Source organism: Pseudomonas sp. H1_A03 (assembly GCF_054685145.1).
In genome coordinates this window covers 4,209,689-4,226,609 of record NZ_CP162829.1, presented here as the reverse complement: position 1 = coordinate 4,226,609, position 16,921 = coordinate 4,209,689, and the positions used below count along the sequence as shown (strand labels likewise).

Below are 16,921 nucleotides of genomic sequence, written 5' to 3'. Positions count from 1 at the left end.
ACGCCCACAATTATAAAAAGCCCGGAGTGACAGGACGATGAACAGTTTGCGCAATATGTCGATCAGCCGGCGCCTCTGGCTGATCCTGATAGTCGCCGTGCTGATGCTGTTGGCCCTGGGTTTGCTGATGCTCAAGCAGATCCATGACGACTTGTACCAGGCCAAGCGCCTACAGACCCAACACGTGGTCCAGGCCGCCAGCGGGATCCTGACGTTTTATCACAGCCTCGAGACGACTGGCGTGATGACCCGCGAAGCCGCGCAGAAACAGGCCCTGAGCGTGGTGCGTGGCTTGCGCTACGACCATGACGACTATTTCTGGATCAACGACCTCACGCCGGTGATGATCATGCACCCGGCCAACCCCAAGCTCGATGGCCAGAACCTGTCGGCCATTCGTGACCCTGACGGGTTTGCCGTGTTCAACGAGTTCGTGATCCTGGCCAAGGCCAAGGGCGCCGGCATCGTCAACTATCGCTGGCCGAAGCCTGGGGCCGACGCGCCAGTGGCGAAAACTTCTTACATCCAACTGTTCCAGCCGTGGGGCTGGATTATCGGTTCCGGTGTGTACGTGGATGATGTGCAGGCCGAATTCAGCACCCAGGTCTGGAAGGCCTCGTTTATCGGCCTCGGCATTGCGCTGGTGATGGCGTTGCTGGTCTCACTGATTGCCCGCAGCATCGTGCGGCCGTTGCAGGACGCGGTGAACGCCATGGGCAACATTGCCAGCGGCGAAAGCGACCTGACCCGCAGCCTCGACACCCACGGCAGGGACGAAGTCACCCAATTGGCCCATCACTTCAACACCTTCACCGCCAAGTTGCGCGAGGTGGTGAGCCAGTTGCAGGTATGCGCCAACGCGCTGGGCCAGTCCTCACAGGAGCTGGGCAACAATGCGACCCAGGCCCATGACCGCAGCCAGCAACAGTCCCAGCAGATGGAACTGGTGGCCACCGCCATCAATGAAGTCACCTACGGCGTGCAGGACGTGGCCAAGAACGCTGAACACGCCGCCAGCGAAATGCGCGACGCGCAGGCCCAGGCGCAGCAAGGCCAGGTCAATATCGACGGCAGCCTGCAACAGATCGACCAACTGTCCAACACCATCAGCCAGGCCGTGGAAGTGATTCGTACCCTGTCCGCTGAAAGTACCCAGATCGGCAGCGTGCTCGAGGTCATCCGTTCCATCGCCGACCAAACCAACCTGCTGGCCTTGAACGCGGCGATTGAAGCGGCACGCGCTGGCGAACAAGGCCGCGGCTTTGCGGTGGTGGCCGATGAAGTGCGCCTGCTGGCTCAGCGCACGCAAAAATCCACGGCTGAGATCCAGGGCATGATCGAGCGCCTGCAAGGCCATTCGGAAGCGGCGGTCAAAGTGATCAGCGACAGCCACAGCGCTTCGCAACTGACCATCGAGCAAGCCGGCCAGGCCGGCGCCAGCCTGACCGCCATCGGCCAGGCCCTGCACAACCTCAACGGTCTGAACGCGTCGATTGCCAGCGCCACGCTGCAGCAGGCGCATGTGGTGGAAGACATCAACCAGAACGTCACCCAGGCCGCCGGTTTGTCCCACAGCACGGCGTTGGCGGCGGAACAGTCGAGCGTAGCAAGTGCGCACTTGCGCGGCCTGAGCGATCAACTCGACGGCCTCTTGCGCCAGTTCAAAGTCTAGTCCCGTGACGAGCGGGCTTGCCCCGCGCTGGGTGGCGCAGCCGCCCCAAACCAGTCGCCGCGCTCTGTCTGACAGAATGCGGTGTTCTTATTGGGGCTGCTACGCAGCCCAGCGCGGGGCAAGCCCGCTCACTACAAGCCAATTCCTACGCCAATCTTCTTTCGTTACAATCCCCGCCCTCTCCCACTCTCACAAGGAACCACCATGTCCGGGCTTGAACTGTTTGCCGCTGCCCTGGGGGTGATCGCTGTGTGGCTGACGGTCAAGCAAAACCCTTGGTGCTGGCCGATCGGGCTGGTCATGGTGCTGCTTTACACCTGGGTGTTCTACGACGTGAAACTCTATTCCGACATGCTGCTGCAGGTGGTTTACGCCGCCCTGCAGGTCTACGGCTGGTGGCAGTGGACCCGCGCCGGCCAGGTCAAGCAAGGGCGCCAGGTCACCAGCCTGGGTGTGCCGGCAATCATGGCCAGCCTCACGGTCGGCGCCGTCGGCAGCCTGCTGCTCGGCGCCGCCATGGCCCACTGGACCGACGCCGCCCAACCCTGGCTCGACGCCGCGCTCACCGGTTTCAGCCTGGTGGCGCAAATGTGGATGGCGCAGAAACGTGTGCAGTGCTGGGCCTTGTGGATTGTGGTGGACGTGATCTTCGTCGGGCTGTTCCTCTACAAAGGCTTGTACCTCACCGCCGCGCTGTACGCGCTGTTCACCGTGATCGCCGTGCAAGGCTGGCGTGAATGGCGCGCCGACCCGGCGTTGCACGCATGAAAGTGGTGGTACTGGCGGGTCCCGAATCCAGCGGCAAGAGCTGGCTGGCGGCTGAACTGCAAGCGCACTTCGGCGGGCTGATGGTCGGTGAATATGTGCGCCATTTCATCGACCATCATCAACGTGATACCACCTTGGCCGATATCCCGGCCATCGCCCGCGGCCAACTGGCCTGGGAGGATGCTGCCCGCGCCGAACAGCCTGAGCTGTTGATCCTCGATACGCATTTGCTGACCAACAGACTCTGGAGCCAAACCCTGTTCGGCGACTACCCGGCGTGGCTGGACAGCGAACTGCTGGCACGGCATTACGACCTGCACCTGCTGCTCTCGCCGGATGATGTGGAATGGACCGCCGACGGCCAACGCTGCCAACCGGAACTGGCGGATCGCCAAGCGTTTTACCAAGCCAGCCTGGATTGGATGCACCAGCATCAGCAACCGGTGGTGGCCATGGGGGGCGACTGGGAGCAACGCCGTCACACAGCCTTCGACGCCGTCACGCACTTGCTGGCCTCGAACTGATCCGCGATATCAGCGCTTTTTGCGTGTACCCAGTTGTATCCACGTCGGCGCATGGTCGCTGGCGTGAGGCTCGTTGCGCACCCACGCGTCGACGCCCGCGCCCTTCAGATAGGGTGTAAGCGCGGTGTTGAGCAGCACATGATCGATGCGCAGGCCAGCATTTTTCTGCCAGTGCTGGCGGAAGTAATCCCAGTAGGTGTAGACCCGCTCATCGGGATACAAATGGCGTAGCGCATCGGTCCAGCCTTGTTCCAGCAGGCGTTGGTAAGCGTCACGGCTTTGCGGTTGCAGCAGCGCGTCCTTGAGCCAGGAGCGCGGGTTGTAGATGTCCAGGTCCGTGGGCACCACATTGAAATCCCCAGCCAGCAGCACCGGATGTTCACTGGCTTGCAGCGCCGCTGCGTAGTCGATCAGCCGCTCGAACCACGCCAGCTTGTAGTCGAATTTCGGCCCGGGTTGCGGGTTGCCATTGGGTAAATACAGGCAGCCGACCAATACGCCATGCACGGCGGCTTCGATATAGCGGCTTTGCGTGTCACTGTCATCGCCCGGCAAACCGCGCCGGCTCTCCAATGGCTGAGCGTCCCGCGCCAAAATCGCCACCCCGTTCCAGGACGCCTGCCCCAGGCAGATCGCACCGTAACCGGCCGCTTCAAATTCGGCGTAGGGGAACAGGCTTTCAGGCGCCTTGAGTTCCTGCAGGCAGACGATGTCCGGTTGGTCCCGTTCCAGCCATTGCAGCAGGTTAGGCAGCCGGGCACGAATACCGTTGATGTTGAAGGTTGCGATTTTCAGCGCTTTCATGGGGCGGGTCCTTCCAGGGCTCTTGGGGTAGAGCCTGGAAGGTGTGCAGATGTTCCGTCCAGCATGGCTCCAAGTGTGGGAGCTGGCTTGCCTGCGATAGCATCAACCGGGTCAGCCTGATCTACCGAATCGCCTGCATCGCAGGCAAGCCAACTCCCACATTTGGATTGCGTCAGGCCTCAATAGCCGAGGGATAGCCCCGTGTTGCGACGCGGGTCATTCGCCCCATAGAAGCGGTTATTCCCCACCGGCTTGCCACCCAGGGATGGAGCGCCCACGAGGATCGCCGCCAAGTGGTTGGCGTCCTGGGGACCTGCAAACTTGTGGCCCCAGCTTTCGAGGATCTTCTGGGTGTCCGGGCTGACCGCGAAGGTCTCCAGGTTAGTCGTCTCAGGCATCCACTGCTGGTGGAAACGCGGCGCGTCCACGGCTTCCTGGATGTTCATCTTGTAGTCGATCACATTCAGGATGGTCAGCAAGGTCGCGGTAATGATGCGGCTGCCACCTGGCGTACCCACTACCATCACCGCCTTGCCATCCTTGGTCACGATGGTCGGGCTCATCGACGACAGCGGCGCCTTGCCCGGTGCAATGGCGTTGGCTTCACCCTGGACCAGCCCGTACATGTTCGGCACGCCGACCTTGACGGTGAAGTCGTCCATTTCATCGTTGAGGATCACCCCGGTCTTGCTCGCCATCACGCCCGCACCGAACCAGTCGTTGAGGGTGTAGGTGACCGACACCGCGTTACCCCACTTGTCGACGATGGAATAGTGGGTGGTGTTATTGCCTTCATGGGGCGATACACCCGGCTTGATCGCCTGGGAATCACCGGCCTTCTGCGGATCAATCGCGTCACGCAGTTTCGTCGCGTAGTTTTTGTCCAGCAGGTGCTCGATCGGGTTCTTTACGAAATCCGGGTCACCGAGGTAGCTGTTACGGTCCACATAGGCGTGGCGCATCGCTTCGATCTGGTAATGCAGGCCTTGGGCCGAGTGATAGCCCAGGTCGGCCATCGGGAAGCCTTCGAGGATGTTCATGATCTGGCAGATCACCACGCCACCGGAGCTCGGCGGCGGTGCCGAAACGACGTGGTAGCCACGGTAGTCGCACTCGATGGGCGCCAGCTCGCGGGTTTTATATTTGTCGAGATCTGCCTGGGTGATGATGCCTTTGCCAGCCTGGCTGGAATCCACCAGGGCCTTGGCAACCCAACCTTTATAGAAACCGTCACTGCCCTTGGCCGAGATTTCCTTGAGGGTCTTGGCCAGGTCTTTCTGCACCAGCTTCTGGCCCACCTGCAGCGGCTGGCCGTTATGCAGGAAGATTCCGCGCATGTCCTTGTCTTTTTCAAACTCACCGGTAGCGGTATGCAGCAGGTCGATATCACCCTGCTCCAGGGCAAAGCCGTTTTCCGCCAGCTTGATCGCCGGGGCGAGGACCTGGGCACGCTTGAGGGTGCCGTATTTGCTCAGGGCCAGCTCCATGCCCGAGACAGTGCCGGGTACGCCAACGGCCAAGTGGCCCTTGGCGCTGAGGCCTTCGACGACGTTGCCGTCCTTGTCCAGGTACATATTGGCGGTGGCTGCCAACGGCGCTTTTTCGCGAAAATCGAGGAAGGTCTTGCGCCCGTCAGCCAGTTGCACGGTCATGAAACCGCCACCGCCCAGGTTGCCCGCCGCCGGGTATACCACGGCCAGCGCATAGCCCACGGCGACGGCCGCATCGACCGCGTTGCCGCCGGCCTTGAGCACATCCACGCCCACATGAGTTGCCAGATGCTGGGCCGTTACCACCATGCCATTTTCACCGGCCACCGGGGCCTGGGACGCGGCTTGCACACCACTGACCGTCAACACCAGGGCGGTGGCAATCAAGGTACGGCTGAAGGGTTGGTATTTCATCCATGGCTACTCTGGTTATTGAGATGCACCAAAATAGCCCGTTGCGGATTTAATCCCCAGCGCAATGGCGTTTTTATTACAGAACCTGTCGGTCACAGAACGGACCTGAAAAACCCCATGTTCTATCGCGTGCTCAGGCCGGCACATTCGGCGAGAACGCTGCGCAGAACCAACGCCAAGTCCTTCGCTTCCTGAGCCGTCGCGACATTGGTAAATCCCATCATCAACCCCTGCCCCCGCCCCACCTCGAGCGTCCACGATGACAACGCTTGAACTGCCAACCCCGCACGATCAGCCGCCTCAGCCACAGCCCGATCCGGCACATCCACCACCAACCGCGCCAACAAGTTAATCCCGCCCGCCTGCTCATCCACCCGCAAAAACGCTGCGCAATGCACCCGCAACGCCTCCACCAAATACCCCCTTCGTTGCGCATACAACTGCCGCATTTTCTTCAGATGCCGGGTGAAATGCCCCTGCTCCAGAAAATCCGCCGCCGTCAGCTGCAACAACTGCGCGCTGCGCTGCTGCAACGCATGGGCACCCCGCTCAAACACCTCGACCAACGACACGGGCACCACCAGATACCCCAACCGCAACCCCGGGAACAGCATTTTGCTGAAGCTCCCGGCATAGATCACCCGATCATCCACATCCTGGCTCTTGAGCGCTGCCAGCGGCTGGCCGCGATAGCGAAACTCACTGTCGTAATCATCCTCTACCACCCAACTGCCTTGCGCCCGTGCCCACTCCAGCAAGGCCTGCCGGCGCGCCGGGCTCAACGCCACACCTAAAGGGCTCTGATGCGCCGGGGTGACAATCGCCAGTCGCGCCTCGCGCTCGCGCACCATGCCTTGCTCGACATCCAGGCCATCGCGATCCACCGGCACCGGCACCAGTTCCACACCGTGATGCTCCAGCAATTGCCGCGCATGCAAATATCCAGGGTCTTCAAACCAGCAGCGTTGCCCCGCCATCGCCAGCGCGTCACACACCAACGTCAGGCACCCCGCATACCCGGCGCACACAAATACCTGCTGTGGCGAGCACTCCACGCCCCGATACAACGCCAGGTAACTCGCGATCGCCACGCGCAAGGCCTGGGCGCCACGCACATCACCCATCGCCAAGCTGTCGGCGTCAGTGCGGCGCACTTGCTGGGTGACCAACCGTGCCCACAGCTTGCGCGGGAACGCGTCCAAAGCAGGCAGGCCCATCTGCAGCGGACGCGGCCCTGAAGTGCCTGGCAACGCAACCGGTGTTGGCTTGACCGACATCGGCGGCAACGCCTCGGCGATCACCGTTCCCGCTTGCCCGCGCGCCTCAAAGAAGCCCTCGCTGACCAATAGCTGGTACGCCGTCTCCACCGTACCGCGCGCCACCTTGAGCTCCTGGGCCAGCGCCCGCACCGACGGCACGCGCTCACCGGGGCGCAATTGGCCCTGGTCGATGGCTTGGCGAAAGCGCCGGTAGATTTCCTGGTATTTGGGCAGTGACGACATCACAAGTGGCTCGACGGGAAGACAGGCCGAAGTCTGATCATGTCCCAACCCACTTGTCCAATCATGCCCCTGTCGGCCCCCGTTCACCCCCACGACAATGGCGCATCCCTGACCGAACAAAGGATTGCCCATGAAACACCGCCTCGATTACGCCCAGGCCGCCCCTGTCGGCTACAAAGCCCTGGGCGCGGTGCACAGCTACATCCATGCCTGCGGCCTGGAGAAAGAACTGATCGACCTGGTGTACCTGCGGGTCTCGCAACTCAATGGCTGCGCCTATTGCCTGGACAGCCACTCCCGCGACTTGCTCAAACAGGGCGTGAGCCTGGAAAAAATCATGCTGCTGGCCGCTTGGCGCGAAGGGCTCCCGCTCTTTTCCCCGCGTGAGCGTGCCGCCCTGGCCTGGGCCGAAGTGGTCACTTCCGTGGCGCAAACCCAAGTGCCGGATGCGGATTACACAGAGGTCGCGGCGGTGTTCAGTGAGAAGGAAGTCGCCGATCTCACCCTGGCCATTTCGTTGATGAACGCGCTTAACCGCGTTGCGATCAGCTTCCGCAAAGTGCCGGCAGCGATCAAGGCGCACCTGGAGAACCAAGGCCATGAATGAACACGTCGAATGCGTACAGATGGAAACCCAGGCCGATTTCATTGCCAGCTTCGCAGTGATGCAACAGCTGCGCCCGCACCTCACCGACGCCACCGCCTTTGCCGCGCAAATCCAGCGCCAACGGCAAAACGGCTATCGCCTGCTGGCTGCACGCGAAAACGGCCAGGTGATTGGGCTGGCCGGCTACCGGTTGACCGAAAACACCCTGTATGGCCGCTTTATCTACGTGGATGACCTGGTGATAGACGCCGCATTGCAGCGTCGCCGGCTGGGTGAACACCTGCTGGATCGCGTGCGCGAAGAAACCCGCGCGCGTGGCTATCGCTGGCTGGTGCTGGACACCGGCATGCACATGGCCCTGGCCCAGCGTTTTTATTTCCGCCAGGGCCTGCTGCCCCTGGGCATGCACTTTTCCCAGGATTTGAGCCAATGACCCACGCCCTGCTCCTCAGTTTCAGCCCCCACGGCAAAGCCGCGCAGAGCTTCAAACTGTCCCGCGCACTGTTACGCGACGTGGTGCCGGACGCGCAGGTGACCGAGCGCGACTATGGCCGCCAGGCGCTGCCGCCCTTGACCCGTGAATACGCTAACGCGCTGACCACCCCCGGCGGACTCAGCGGCAGCGCGACCGCGCTGTCGGAACAGTTGATCCTGGAACTCGAAGCCTGCGACCTGCTGATCCTCTGCACGCCGGTGCATAACTTCACCGTGCCGGCGGCGCTGAAGGCCTGGATCGACCACGTGGTGCGCATCCAACGCAGCTTTACGCTGAATGAGCAGTTTGAAAAAGTCGGCTTGCTGAAGGACCGACGCACCTTTGTGCTGGTCAGTTCGGGTAACGCCCGCAAGGGCCATGAGCCGGACTTTCTCACGCCGTACATGACCGCGATCCTGTCTACCGTGGGCATTCAGTCAGTCGACTTCGTGTATTTACCGGCCATGGTGCGCGGCGCGGAAGCGGTCAACCGCGCGCTGGAACAGGCGCATCAGCAATTGTCCGCGGCAATCAGCTCTGGCCTATAAAAATAATGGCGCTAGAATCAGCGCCATTCTTGCGCCTGACTTCCTGATACGAGCCCCCCATGAGCTTTGATTTCGACACGATCCACCCACGCCTCGGCACCGGCAGCACCAAGTGGAACCGCTACCCGCAGGACGTTTTGCCGATGTGGATCGCCGACATGGACATCGCCGCGCCCCCCGCCGTGCTGCAGGCGCTGCATGCACGTCTTGACCAGCAGGTCCTCGGCTACAGCGTCGCCGGCCCGGATGTGCGCGAGGCGATCGTTGCCGACCTGTGGGCCAAATACGCTTGGCGCGTACAACCGGATGAGCTGCTGTTCCTGCCCGGCGTCGAACCGGGTTTCAACATGGCGCTGCACGCGTTTGTACAGCCGGGCCAGCCGGTGGTGCTGCAAACCCCGAACTATCGGCCGATCCGCCTGGCCCCAGGACACTGGAACCTGCCGCGCATCGAAGTCCCTTTCGAACTGATCGACACTGAATACCTCACGCCACTGCCCGCCCTGCGCGATGCGCTGGCCGGCGCGGGTGCTCTGCTGCTGAGCAACCCGCACAACCCCATTGGCAAAGTCTTCCCGCGCGAAGAACTGCTCGCCGTGGCCAATGCCTGCCTGGCAAACGGCGCACTGATCATCTCCGATGAAATCCACGCCGAGCTGTGCTTTGACGGCCGCCGCCATATCCCCACCGCCAGCCTCAGCGATGAGATCGCCCAGCGCACCATCACCCTGATGTCGGCCAGCAAGGCCTACAACGTGGCGGGTTTGAAGACCTGCTTCGCGGTGGTCCAGAACGCCGAGATCCGCGAGCGCTTCAACGCGGCCCGTTGCGGCATGGTCGACAGCGTCAGCCCCCTCGGCCTGGAAGCCACCCGCGCCGCCTACAGCCAGTGCGGTGAATGGCTCGACGCGCTGGTGCAATACCTGCAAGCCAACCGTGACTACCTGCTCGACGCCGTGCAAACCCGCCTACCCGGTGTGGTGATGCATGCACCGCAAGGCACCTACCTGGCCTGGCTGGATTGCAGCGCCCTGGGCCTGGATGACCCGCAACAATTCTTCCTGGAGCAAGGCAAGGTAGGCTTGAGCGCAGGGATCGAATTCGGTGACGACAGCCAGCAATTCGTACGCCTAAACTTCGGCTGCCCACGATCGATGCTGGAAGAAGGTTTGCAGCGTATGGAGCAGGCGCTACGCCAACGCCAGGCCTGACTCACCCAAACCTGAGCCAACTTGCCGGCGATGAGCCGTAATCTGCTCAGCTTTTGATCTGCTTTGCTCTGCTCTGCTCTGCTTTTGATCTTGATCTTGATCTCAGGCGCCCCGTCAACCACGCTGGCCGAACGCAGGCTTGAATCCGTGGGTAACCCGGCAGGACGCCGGGTTAGCCGCGCTGGGCCAAGGATGGCCCATCGCGGCGGCCCACGGATTCAAGCCGGAGTGAGGGCATGTCGAGCCTAGGCGAGACACCGAGTGGTGGGGCGAAGGCCTTTTGCTTACTTTTGGGCCTCTCCAAAAGTGAGCCGCCGTAAGGGCGGAACCTTAGGAGGCCGTTACCGCAGGAATGGATATGTACTCCGACCCAATATCTCTAGCGCCTACAACCTAGCCATCGCAGGCAAGCCAGCTCCCACATTTGAACCTCATTTACAACTGATAAAGCTTGGGCGACTATCAGGCCGCCACGGGAGCAAGCTCCCTCGCCACAGGCGCACCTATGCGGCGATGAGTGGATCGTCAAAGCTTAGCGATGGACACTTCAGTGGACTTCACAAAGGCAATCACCTCACTGCCCACTTTCAATTCCAGATCACGTACCGAACGGGTAGTGATCACCGAAGTGACGATACCGGACGCCGTTTGCACGTCGATTTCCGACACCACTTCCCCCAGCAGAATTTCCTTGATCACACCCTTGAACTGATTGCGCACGTTGATCGCTTTAATGGTCATGTCGGCTTTCCTTTTGGCTGTTGGGTCAATCCGCACGAATGCGCAGGCCCTCAAAATGCGCCATTGCCGACCACATTAAAAAGAATATATATCTCTTTATTTATACGATTAAGATATATGCAGATTGTTGCCCTGCCAACAGCACTTCAACCATTTGCCAACCTCCGTAGCCGCCGAGCGCCAGCGAATCGGCGTGATCCGGTGCTGGCGCAGCTGAAGGCGCTGTGCTTGAACGAGCTGCAACGCGCCCATGCGATTTGAATTGAAACAGCTCCCACACTTAACTCAGTGTGACCCAATACCGCGTCCGCGCCTGCACCTCGAACCCCAGCGTCGAGGCCAATAGGTTGAGGATTCGGTCCGTGTCGTCCAGACGAAAACTGCCTGTCACCCGCAAACGCTCCAGGCGTGAATCCCAGCGCAACACCCCTGGGCGATAGCGCTCCAGCTCCCGCAGAAAATCCCCCAACGGTTGGTTCTGCGCCGTCAACACCCCCTCGCGCCAGCCCAACTGCAACACATCGAACGACGCCCAGGCGGCCAGCCCACTGGCGTTCAGGGGGGCTTGCTGGCCCGCCTGCAAGGTCGTCATTTGCCCGTTCAGGTCGCGTACTTCAACCGAGCCCTTGAGCACCGACACCCGACAGCCGGCGGCCAGTTGCCGCACACACACGTCGGCCTGGCTGACCCTCAACTCGCCGTATCGGGTGTGCACGGTCATCGCCGCCGCGCCTGGTACATTCAGCGCCAACTCACCGTCCACCAAGGTGATGCGGCGCTGCGCCAGGTCCATGTCCACTGCCGTCGCGGTATTGAGTTGCAAGCTGCCGCCGTCGGCCAATGGCAGGCGTTTGCGCTCACCGGTGGCGGTATGCAGGTCGGCGCGCCATACCTCGATGGGCAATTGGCGGCTGACCAGCCAGGCAGTCGGCACCAATGCCGCGATCCCCAAGGCACGCTTGAGCACAGCGCGTCGCCCCGGTTGTGGGCGATCGAGGCTGGCCATCGCCAGGGCCTGGGGCAAGTCGCTGAAACGCTGGCGCAGGGTTTGGGCCTTCTGCCAGGTCTGTTCGTGTTGGGGATGGCTGTCACGCCAATGCTGCAACGCGGCGTGATCACGCTCGGTGGCCGCGCCGGATTCGAGCAGCGCCAACCACTGAGCAGCGGCGCGGGCGACGTCGCGGCTCACAGGTCCACCACCAGGCAGTGCTCGTAGGCTTGGGCCATGTAGCGTTTTACCGTGCGTTCGGACACGTCGAGGCGCTCGGCGATCTCGCGGTAGCCCAACCCTTCCAGTTGGCTCCAGAGGAAGGCGCGGCGGACCAGCACCGGCAAGCCGTCGAGTAATTCATCCAAGGCTTGCAGCGTCTCCAACACCAACCAGCGCTGCTCGGGCGATGGCACGCACGCTTCCGGCAGGTTCGCCAAGGCAGTCAGATAAGCCTGTTCAAGGCTGCGCCGCTGATGAAAATTCACCAGCAGGCGCTTGCCGACGGTCACCAGGTACGCCCGCGGCTCCTGCATCTGCGCAATCGGCTGGGCGCTGGCGAGCACACGCAAAAACGTATCCTGGCTCAGGTCCGCGGCATCCCAGGCATTGCCCAGCCGCCGGCGCAGCCAACTTTCGAGCCAGCTGCGATGGTCGCGGTACAGGCTCGACAAGGTCAGTTCGGGGGCGTGGGTCGGTACAACAGCATCATTCATGGCGAGCGACCTGCGCGGCGCGAGTGAGTCTCAAATGAGATTCATTCTATTTAATATCGCGCCGACACACCATGCCCTTTTCAACAATGCGTTTAGAGCGTGGCGGCTTTCTGCCGCAGCAAGTCGATAAACAACCCCAATTCACGGCTCACCACCTCGCCTTTGCGCAATAGCATGCCAAACGGCGCCAGCCGCACCTCCAGGGCTACCGGCAACGCCACCACCAAACCCATCTTCAGGTAATCACGCAGCGCGCTTTCTGACAGCACCATCACCGCATCGGTCAGCTGGATCAACTGCTGCATGGAGTACACCGAGCTGCATTCGATAATGTCCGCCGGGCTCGGCAGCGCCAGGTCCTGCAGCGCCTGGTCGAAGCCGATACGCGCCGGGCTGGTTTGCGGTTGCAGGATCCACGGCCAGTCACGCACCAATTCCTCCAAGGGCACGTGTTCACGCTGAGCCAGGGGATGGCCCGCATGCACCACCACCAGCAAGCGCTCGTTGCCCAGGGGTTCGAAGCTGTAATGCTCGCTGTCAGTGGCGGCGTTGCGCCGCGAGATCGCCAGGTCGATGCGACCCTGCTCAAGCAGTTGGATCACCTGGTCGCTGGTGTCACCCATGATGCGGATACGCAGTTGCGGGTTCAGGGATTTGATCTGCGCGATGGAGTCCATCACCAGGTCCGGTGCGGCGCCCATGATGGTGCCGATCGACAGGTAGCCATAGCCGCCCTGCTGGCGTGCCATCAAGTCTTCGGCGCAACGGTCCAGCCCGCTCAAGGCTGATTCGGCAAAGCGGATCAACTCCTGGCCCAGCGCCGTCGGGCGCATGCCCCTGGGCAAACGCTCGAAAAGGTCGCAGGCAAACATGTCCTCGATCTCACGCAGCATGCGCGTGGCGGCCGGCTGCGACATGTTCAGCGCCTGGGACGCACGGTGCAGGTTCTGGCTGGAACTCAGCGCAACGAGCATATGCAAATGCTTGTAGCGCAGGCGGTTGAACAGGCTGCGGGAGATCGGCGGACTACTCATCAATTTCCTTTTTATCGATACCCTGAGGTTATCAGTTGTAAGCGAGATTCGATTTGTAGCGCATTGCTCGCCCGCCGTACAGTCCGTCCCATAAGAACAAAACATCGGACGCCACTATGAAAACCCTGCCTGCGCCCCTGCTCGCCAAAATTTCCTGGCGGCTGCTGCCCTTCCTGCTGTTGATGTACATCATGGCCTTTCTCGATCGCGCCAATGTCGGGTTTGCCAAACAAGCTTTCCAGGCCGATACCGGCTTGAGCGACGCCGCTTTTGCGTTTGGCGCCGGCGTGTTCTTTGTCGGCTACGCGCTGCTGGAAGTACCGAGCAACTTGATCCTGCACCGTGTCGGGGCCCGCCTGTGGATGTGCCGCATCATGGTCAGTTGGGGCCTGGTTTCGGCGGCCATGGTATTTGCCCATAACGAAACCAGCTTTTATGTGCTGCGCTTTTTACTCGGTGTGGCCGAAGCCGGATTCTTCCCCGGCGTCATCCTCTACCTCACCTACTGGTTCCCCCAGGCCGTGCGCGGCAAGGCCATGGGCTTCTTCTACTTTGGCGCGCCTTTGGCCTTTATCTTCGGCAGCCCGCTGTCCGGTTTGCTGCTGGAAATGGACGGCTTCGCTGGGATTCACGGCTGGCAATGGCTATTCGCGGTCGAAGGCCTGATGGCAACGGCAGTGGGCATCTGGGCGTATTGGTACCTGGACAATCGCCCCGCCGATGCCACGTGGCTGACCACGGATGAACGCCAGCAGATCCAACGCCTGCTGGACAGCGAAGACCAACACAAAACCTCCCACGGCCGCAGCCTGCTGACCGTGCTGTGCCAACCCTCGGTGTTGTACCTGTGCCTGGTGTACCTGCTGATCCAGGCCAGCGTGTACGGCGTGGTGTTTTACCTGCCAACCCAGGTCGGCGGCCTGCTCGGCACCAAGGTCGGCTTGATGGTCGGGCTGGTCTCGGCCATCCCTTGGCTGTGCGCGCTGTTCGCCGCCTGGTGGATCCCCAGCTATTGCGACCGTACCGGCCTACGCCGCCAGACCGCCTGCCTGACCCTGCTGATGGCCGCCGCCGGCATCGCTTGCTCGGTGACCTTCGCCAACCCGCTGCTGGGCATGCTCGCGCTGTGTTTCGCCGCCTCCGGTTTTATCGCGGTGCAACCGGTGTTCTGGACCTTCCCCTCCAGCTACCTCGCCGGCAGCGCCGCCGCAGCCAGCATTGCGCTGATCAATTCCTTCGGTGCCCTCGGTGGTTTTATAGCCCCTGTGATCAAGCACTGGGCCGAAGGCGCCTTCAATTCCCCGGCAGCCGGTCTGTACCTGCTGTCCGCCACCACGGTACTGGCTGCATTGCTGGTGCTGGGCATCCATTCACCCGGCCGCACAGCGTCGAAAACGCCGGCCACTGTTTAACGCCAGGAGTCACACCATGGGTAATCTCACCATCAAACACGTCCGCGCCTTTGTACTGCGAGGCGGCGGCGCCGATTACCACGACCAGGCCGATGGGCATTGGATCGACGACCATATTTCCACGCCGATGAGCAAGTACCCCGAGTACCGCCAGAGTCGCCGCAGCTTCGGCATCAACGTACTCGGCACCCTGGTGGTGGAAATCGAAGCCAGTGACGGCACCGTTGGTTTTGCCGTGACCACCGGCGGTGAACCGGCCGCCTACATCGTCGAGAAACACCTGGCGCGTTTTATCGAAGGCGCCCGCGTCACCGATATCGAGAAAATCTGGGACCAGATGTACCAGTCCACCCTCTATTACGGCCGCAAGGGTTTGGTGATCAACACGATTTCCGGCGTCGACCTAGCGCTGTGGGACTTGCTCGGCAAAATCCGCCAGGAACCGGTGCACCAATTGCTCGGTGGCGCGGTGCGTGACGAGTTGCAGTTCTACGCCACCGGTGCGCGCCCGGACCTCGCGCAGAAGATGGGCTTTATCGGCGGCAAGATGCCCCTGCATCACGGCCCCAGTGAAGGCGAAGAAGGCCTGCGCAAGAACCTCGAAGCGCTGGCGACCATGCGCGAACGGGTCGGCCCGGACTTTTGGCTGATGCTTGATTGCTGGATGAGCCTGGATCTGAACTACGCCACCAAGCTCGCGATTGGCGCCCATGAACATGGCTTGAAGTGGATCGAAGAAGCGCTGTCCCCGGACGATTACTGGGGCTATGCGGCCCTGCGCAAAAACGTGCCCAAAGGCATGTTGGTCACCACAGGCGAACACGAAGCCACCCGCTGGGGCTTTCGCATGCTGCTAGAGATGGGCTGCTGCGACATCATCCAGCCCGACGTCGGCTGGTGTGGCGGCCTCACTGAGCTGGTGAAAATCTCGGCGCTGGCTGACGCGCATAACGCAATGGTCGTGCCCCACGGTTCATCGGTGTACAGCTACCACTTTGTCGCCACCCGCCATAACAGCCCATTCGCCGAGTTCCTGATGATGGCGCCGAAGGCGGATGAAGTGGTGCCGATGTTCCACCCGCAATTGTTGGGCGAACCGGTGCCGGTGAATGGCCGCATGCGTTTATCGGTACTGGACAAGCCCGGCTTCGGCGTGGACCTGAACCCCGATTGCCAACTGCACCGTCCCTACAACCGCTGAGGAAAGCGCCATGCACATGCCCCGCAATGGCTTCAAGGCCGCCCTCGCCAAGGACGCCACTCAATATGGCATCTGGGCCGGTTTCGCCACCGGCTACGCCGCCGAGATCGTCGCCAGCCTGGGTTACGACTGGATGCTGATCGACGGTGAACATGCACCCAACACTGTGCCCAATGTGCTCAACCAGTTGCAGACGGTCGCGCCGTACACCACGGCGCCCGTGGTGCGTGCCGTCAACGGTGACGCCAGCCTGATCAAGCAACTGCTCGACGTCGGCGCCCAGACCTTGATGATCCCCATGGTCGAAACCGCCGAACAGGCCCAGGCCCTGGTGCGTGCCATGCGTTATCCGCCCCACGGTATTCGTGGCGTCGGCGGCGGTTTGACCCGCGCCACACGCTGGGACGGCGTGGACAACTACCTGGACACCGCCCATGAACAGCTGTGCCTGATCGTGCAGGTTGAATCGCGCCTTGGCGTGGAAAACGTCGCCGCGATTGCCGCCGTGGAAGGCGTTGACGCGGTGTTCATCGGCCCGGCCGACTTGTCGATCGGCCTCGGCCATGCCGGCAACCCCGGCCACCCCGAGGTGCAGGAGCGCATCAAACACGCCATCGACGCCACCCTCGCCGCCGGCAAGGTCAGCGGCATCCTGGCGCCCAACGAAGACGACGCACGTCGCTACCAGGCCTGGGGTTGCCGCTTTATCGCGGTGGCTATCGACATCAGCCTGCTGCGCCAGAGCGCCCTGGCCACCCTCGCCCGCTATCGCCCTGCTGTCGACACACAAGCGCCTTCGCGCACTTACTGAGGA

At 61.9% G+C, this 16,921-nt stretch carries 17 protein-coding genes; 10 read left to right on the top strand and 7 right to left on the bottom strand.

All coding sequences use genetic code 11. The features are described 5' to 3' along the window. Positions 1 to 37: 37 nt before the first annotated feature. From AB4O35_RS19685 to AB4O35_RS19675, 3 genes are all read left to right on the top strand, one after another. Positions 38 to 1,672: a methyl-accepting chemotaxis protein gene (locus AB4O35_RS19685; RefSeq protein WP_065873210.1), complete on the top strand. Its 1,635-nt coding sequence runs from the start codon at positions 38 to 40 to the stop codon at positions 1,670 to 1,672. Between the two features lie 204 nt (positions 1,673 to 1,876). Then, on the top strand, positions 1,877 to 2,440 hold the full coding sequence (gene pnuC / locus AB4O35_RS19680) for a nicotinamide riboside transporter PnuC (RefSeq protein ID WP_049708513.1): 564 nt from the start codon (positions 1,877 to 1,879) through the stop codon (positions 2,438 to 2,440). After that, a complete protein-coding gene (locus AB4O35_RS19675) occupies positions 2,437 to 2,964 on the top strand; it encodes an AAA family ATPase (protein WP_065945995.1) in 528 nt (175 codons plus the stop codon). The genes pnuC and AB4O35_RS19675 overlap by 4 nt, the downstream gene beginning before the upstream one ends. A 9-nt stretch (positions 2,965 to 2,973) precedes the next feature. Here the strand turns inward: AB4O35_RS19675 and AB4O35_RS19670 are convergent, their stop codons facing one another. The 3 genes from AB4O35_RS19670 to pdxR all read right to left on the bottom strand — a co-directional run bounded on the left by AB4O35_RS19670 (position 2,974) and on the right by pdxR (position 7,174). After that, the gene (locus tag AB4O35_RS19670) at positions 2,974 to 3,768 is read right to left on the bottom strand and encodes an exodeoxyribonuclease III (RefSeq protein WP_065945996.1); all 795 of its coding nucleotides are present in this window, start codon (positions 3,766 to 3,768) and stop codon (positions 2,974 to 2,976) included. A 179-nt stretch (positions 3,769 to 3,947) separates the two neighbouring features. After that, positions 3,948 to 5,672 (bottom strand): gamma-glutamyltransferase, encoded by a 1,725-nt coding sequence (gene ggt / locus AB4O35_RS19665; RefSeq protein ID WP_065945997.1) that lies wholly within the window; start codon positions 5,670 to 5,672, stop codon positions 3,948 to 3,950. A 122-nt stretch (positions 5,673 to 5,794) separates the two neighbouring features. Further along, a complete protein-coding gene (pdxR, locus tag AB4O35_RS19660; RefSeq protein ID WP_065945998.1) occupies positions 5,795 to 7,174 on the bottom strand; it encodes a MocR-like pyridoxine biosynthesis transcription factor PdxR in 1,380 nt (459 codons plus the stop codon). Positions 7,175 to 7,304: 130 nt separating this feature from the next. On the opposite strand from pdxR, the gene AB4O35_RS19655 reads away from it, so the two are divergent. The 4 genes from AB4O35_RS19655 to AB4O35_RS19640 are packed head-to-tail and all read left to right on the top strand — an operon-like array spanning position 7,305 to position 10,015. Further along, complete coding sequence (locus tag AB4O35_RS19655; RefSeq protein ID WP_065873215.1) at positions 7,305 to 7,781, top strand: carboxymuconolactone decarboxylase family protein; 477 nt, start codon at positions 7,305 to 7,307, stop codon at positions 7,779 to 7,781. Beyond that, positions 7,774 to 8,214: a GNAT family N-acetyltransferase gene (locus AB4O35_RS19650; RefSeq protein WP_065873216.1), complete on the top strand. Its 441-nt coding sequence runs from the start codon at positions 7,774 to 7,776 to the stop codon at positions 8,212 to 8,214. Before AB4O35_RS19655 ends, AB4O35_RS19650 begins: the two co-directional genes overlap by 8 nt. Continuing rightward, positions 8,211 to 8,804 carry an FMN-dependent NADH-azoreductase gene (locus AB4O35_RS19645; protein ID WP_065873217.1) on the top strand — a complete coding sequence of 198 codons (594 nt, stop codon included), beginning with the start codon at positions 8,211 to 8,213 and terminating at the stop codon, positions 8,802 to 8,804. Before AB4O35_RS19650 ends, AB4O35_RS19645 begins: the two co-directional genes overlap by 4 nt. Positions 8,805 to 8,863: 59 nt before the next feature. Then, positions 8,864 to 10,015, top strand: coding sequence for a MalY/PatB family protein (locus AB4O35_RS19640; protein ID WP_065945999.1), 1,152 nt, complete (start codon positions 8,864 to 8,866; stop codon positions 10,013 to 10,015). Between the two features lie 525 nt (positions 10,016 to 10,540). Here AB4O35_RS19640 and AB4O35_RS19635 read toward each other — a convergent pair. The 4 genes from AB4O35_RS19635 to AB4O35_RS19620 form a co-directional block, all read right to left on the bottom strand. Then, complete coding sequence (locus AB4O35_RS19635; protein ID WP_003173733.1) at positions 10,541 to 10,756, bottom strand: TOBE domain-containing protein; 216 nt, start codon at positions 10,754 to 10,756, stop codon at positions 10,541 to 10,543. A 280-nt stretch (positions 10,757 to 11,036) separates the two neighbouring features. Further along, positions 11,037 to 11,945: a FecR domain-containing protein gene (locus AB4O35_RS19630; protein WP_065873219.1), complete on the bottom strand. Its 909-nt coding sequence runs from the start codon at positions 11,943 to 11,945 to the stop codon at positions 11,037 to 11,039. Then, positions 11,942 to 12,460: a sigma-70 family RNA polymerase sigma factor gene (locus AB4O35_RS19625; protein ID WP_065873220.1), complete on the bottom strand. Its 519-nt coding sequence runs from the start codon at positions 12,458 to 12,460 to the stop codon at positions 11,942 to 11,944. Before AB4O35_RS19625 ends, AB4O35_RS19630 begins: the two co-directional genes overlap by 4 nt. A gap of 92 nt (positions 12,461 to 12,552) precedes the next feature. After that, positions 12,553 to 13,494: a LysR family transcriptional regulator gene (locus AB4O35_RS19620; protein ID WP_065873221.1), complete on the bottom strand. Its 942-nt coding sequence runs from the start codon at positions 13,492 to 13,494 to the stop codon at positions 12,553 to 12,555. A 116-nt stretch (positions 13,495 to 13,610) separates the two neighbouring features. Here AB4O35_RS19620 and AB4O35_RS19615 point away from each other — a divergent pair, with 116 nt between their 5' ends. The 3 genes from AB4O35_RS19615 to AB4O35_RS19605 are packed head-to-tail and all read left to right on the top strand — an operon-like array spanning position 13,611 to position 16,918. Continuing rightward, positions 13,611 to 14,906 (top strand): MFS transporter, encoded by a 1,296-nt coding sequence (locus tag AB4O35_RS19615; RefSeq protein WP_065891028.1) that lies wholly within the window; start codon positions 13,611 to 13,613, stop codon positions 14,904 to 14,906. A gap of 16 nt (positions 14,907 to 14,922) precedes the next feature. After that, positions 14,923 to 16,107: an L-rhamnonate dehydratase gene (gene rhmD, locus AB4O35_RS19610; protein WP_065946000.1), complete on the top strand. Its 1,185-nt coding sequence runs from the start codon at positions 14,923 to 14,925 to the stop codon at positions 16,105 to 16,107. Positions 16,108 to 16,117: 10 nt separating this feature from the next. Then, entirely contained in the window at positions 16,118 to 16,918 is an 801-nt protein-coding gene (locus AB4O35_RS19605) for an HpcH/HpaI aldolase family protein (protein WP_065946001.1), read from the top strand. Positions 16,919 to 16,921: the final 3 nt, after the last annotated feature.

Excerpts from the sequence above, each read along its gene's own strand:
- AB4O35_RS19685 (WP_065873210.1), top strand. The coding sequence starts at position 38 with ATGAACAGTTTGCGCAATATGTCGATCAGCCGGCGCCTCTGGCTGATC.
- pnuC (WP_049708513.1), top strand. The coding sequence starts at position 1,877 with ATGTCCGGGCTTGAACTGTTTGCCGCTGCCCTGGGGGTGATCGCTGTG.
- AB4O35_RS19675 (WP_065945995.1), top strand. The coding sequence starts at position 2,437 with ATGAAAGTGGTGGTACTGGCGGGTCCCGAATCCAGCGGCAAGAGCTGG.
- AB4O35_RS19670 (WP_065945996.1), bottom strand. The coding sequence starts at position 3,768 with ATGAAAGCGCTGAAAATCGCAACCTTCAACATCAACGGTATTCGTGCC.
- ggt (WP_065945997.1), bottom strand. The coding sequence starts at position 5,672 with ATGAAATACCAACCCTTCAGCCGTACCTTGATTGCCACCGCCCTGGTG.
- pdxR (WP_065945998.1), bottom strand. The coding sequence starts at position 7,174 with ATGTCGTCACTGCCCAAATACCAGGAAATCTACCGGCGCTTTCGCCAA.
- AB4O35_RS19655 (WP_065873215.1), top strand. The coding sequence starts at position 7,305 with ATGAAACACCGCCTCGATTACGCCCAGGCCGCCCCTGTCGGCTACAAA.
- AB4O35_RS19650 (WP_065873216.1), top strand. The coding sequence starts at position 7,774 with ATGAATGAACACGTCGAATGCGTACAGATGGAAACCCAGGCCGATTTC.
- AB4O35_RS19645 (WP_065873217.1), top strand. The coding sequence starts at position 8,211 with ATGACCCACGCCCTGCTCCTCAGTTTCAGCCCCCACGGCAAAGCCGCG.
- AB4O35_RS19640 (WP_065945999.1), top strand. The coding sequence starts at position 8,864 with ATGAGCTTTGATTTCGACACGATCCACCCACGCCTCGGCACCGGCAGC.
- AB4O35_RS19635 (WP_003173733.1), bottom strand. The coding sequence starts at position 10,756 with ATGACCATTAAAGCGATCAACGTGCGCAATCAGTTCAAGGGTGTGATC.
- AB4O35_RS19625 (WP_065873220.1), bottom strand. The coding sequence starts at position 12,460 with ATGAATGATGCTGTTGTACCGACCCACGCCCCCGAACTGACCTTGTCG.
- AB4O35_RS19620 (WP_065873221.1), bottom strand. The coding sequence starts at position 13,494 with ATGAGTAGTCCGCCGATCTCCCGCAGCCTGTTCAACCGCCTGCGCTAC.
- AB4O35_RS19615 (WP_065891028.1), top strand. The coding sequence starts at position 13,611 with ATGAAAACCCTGCCTGCGCCCCTGCTCGCCAAAATTTCCTGGCGGCTG.
- rhmD (WP_065946000.1), top strand. The coding sequence starts at position 14,923 with ATGGGTAATCTCACCATCAAACACGTCCGCGCCTTTGTACTGCGAGGC.
- AB4O35_RS19605 (WP_065946001.1), top strand. The coding sequence starts at position 16,118 with ATGCACATGCCCCGCAATGGCTTCAAGGCCGCCCTCGCCAAGGACGCC.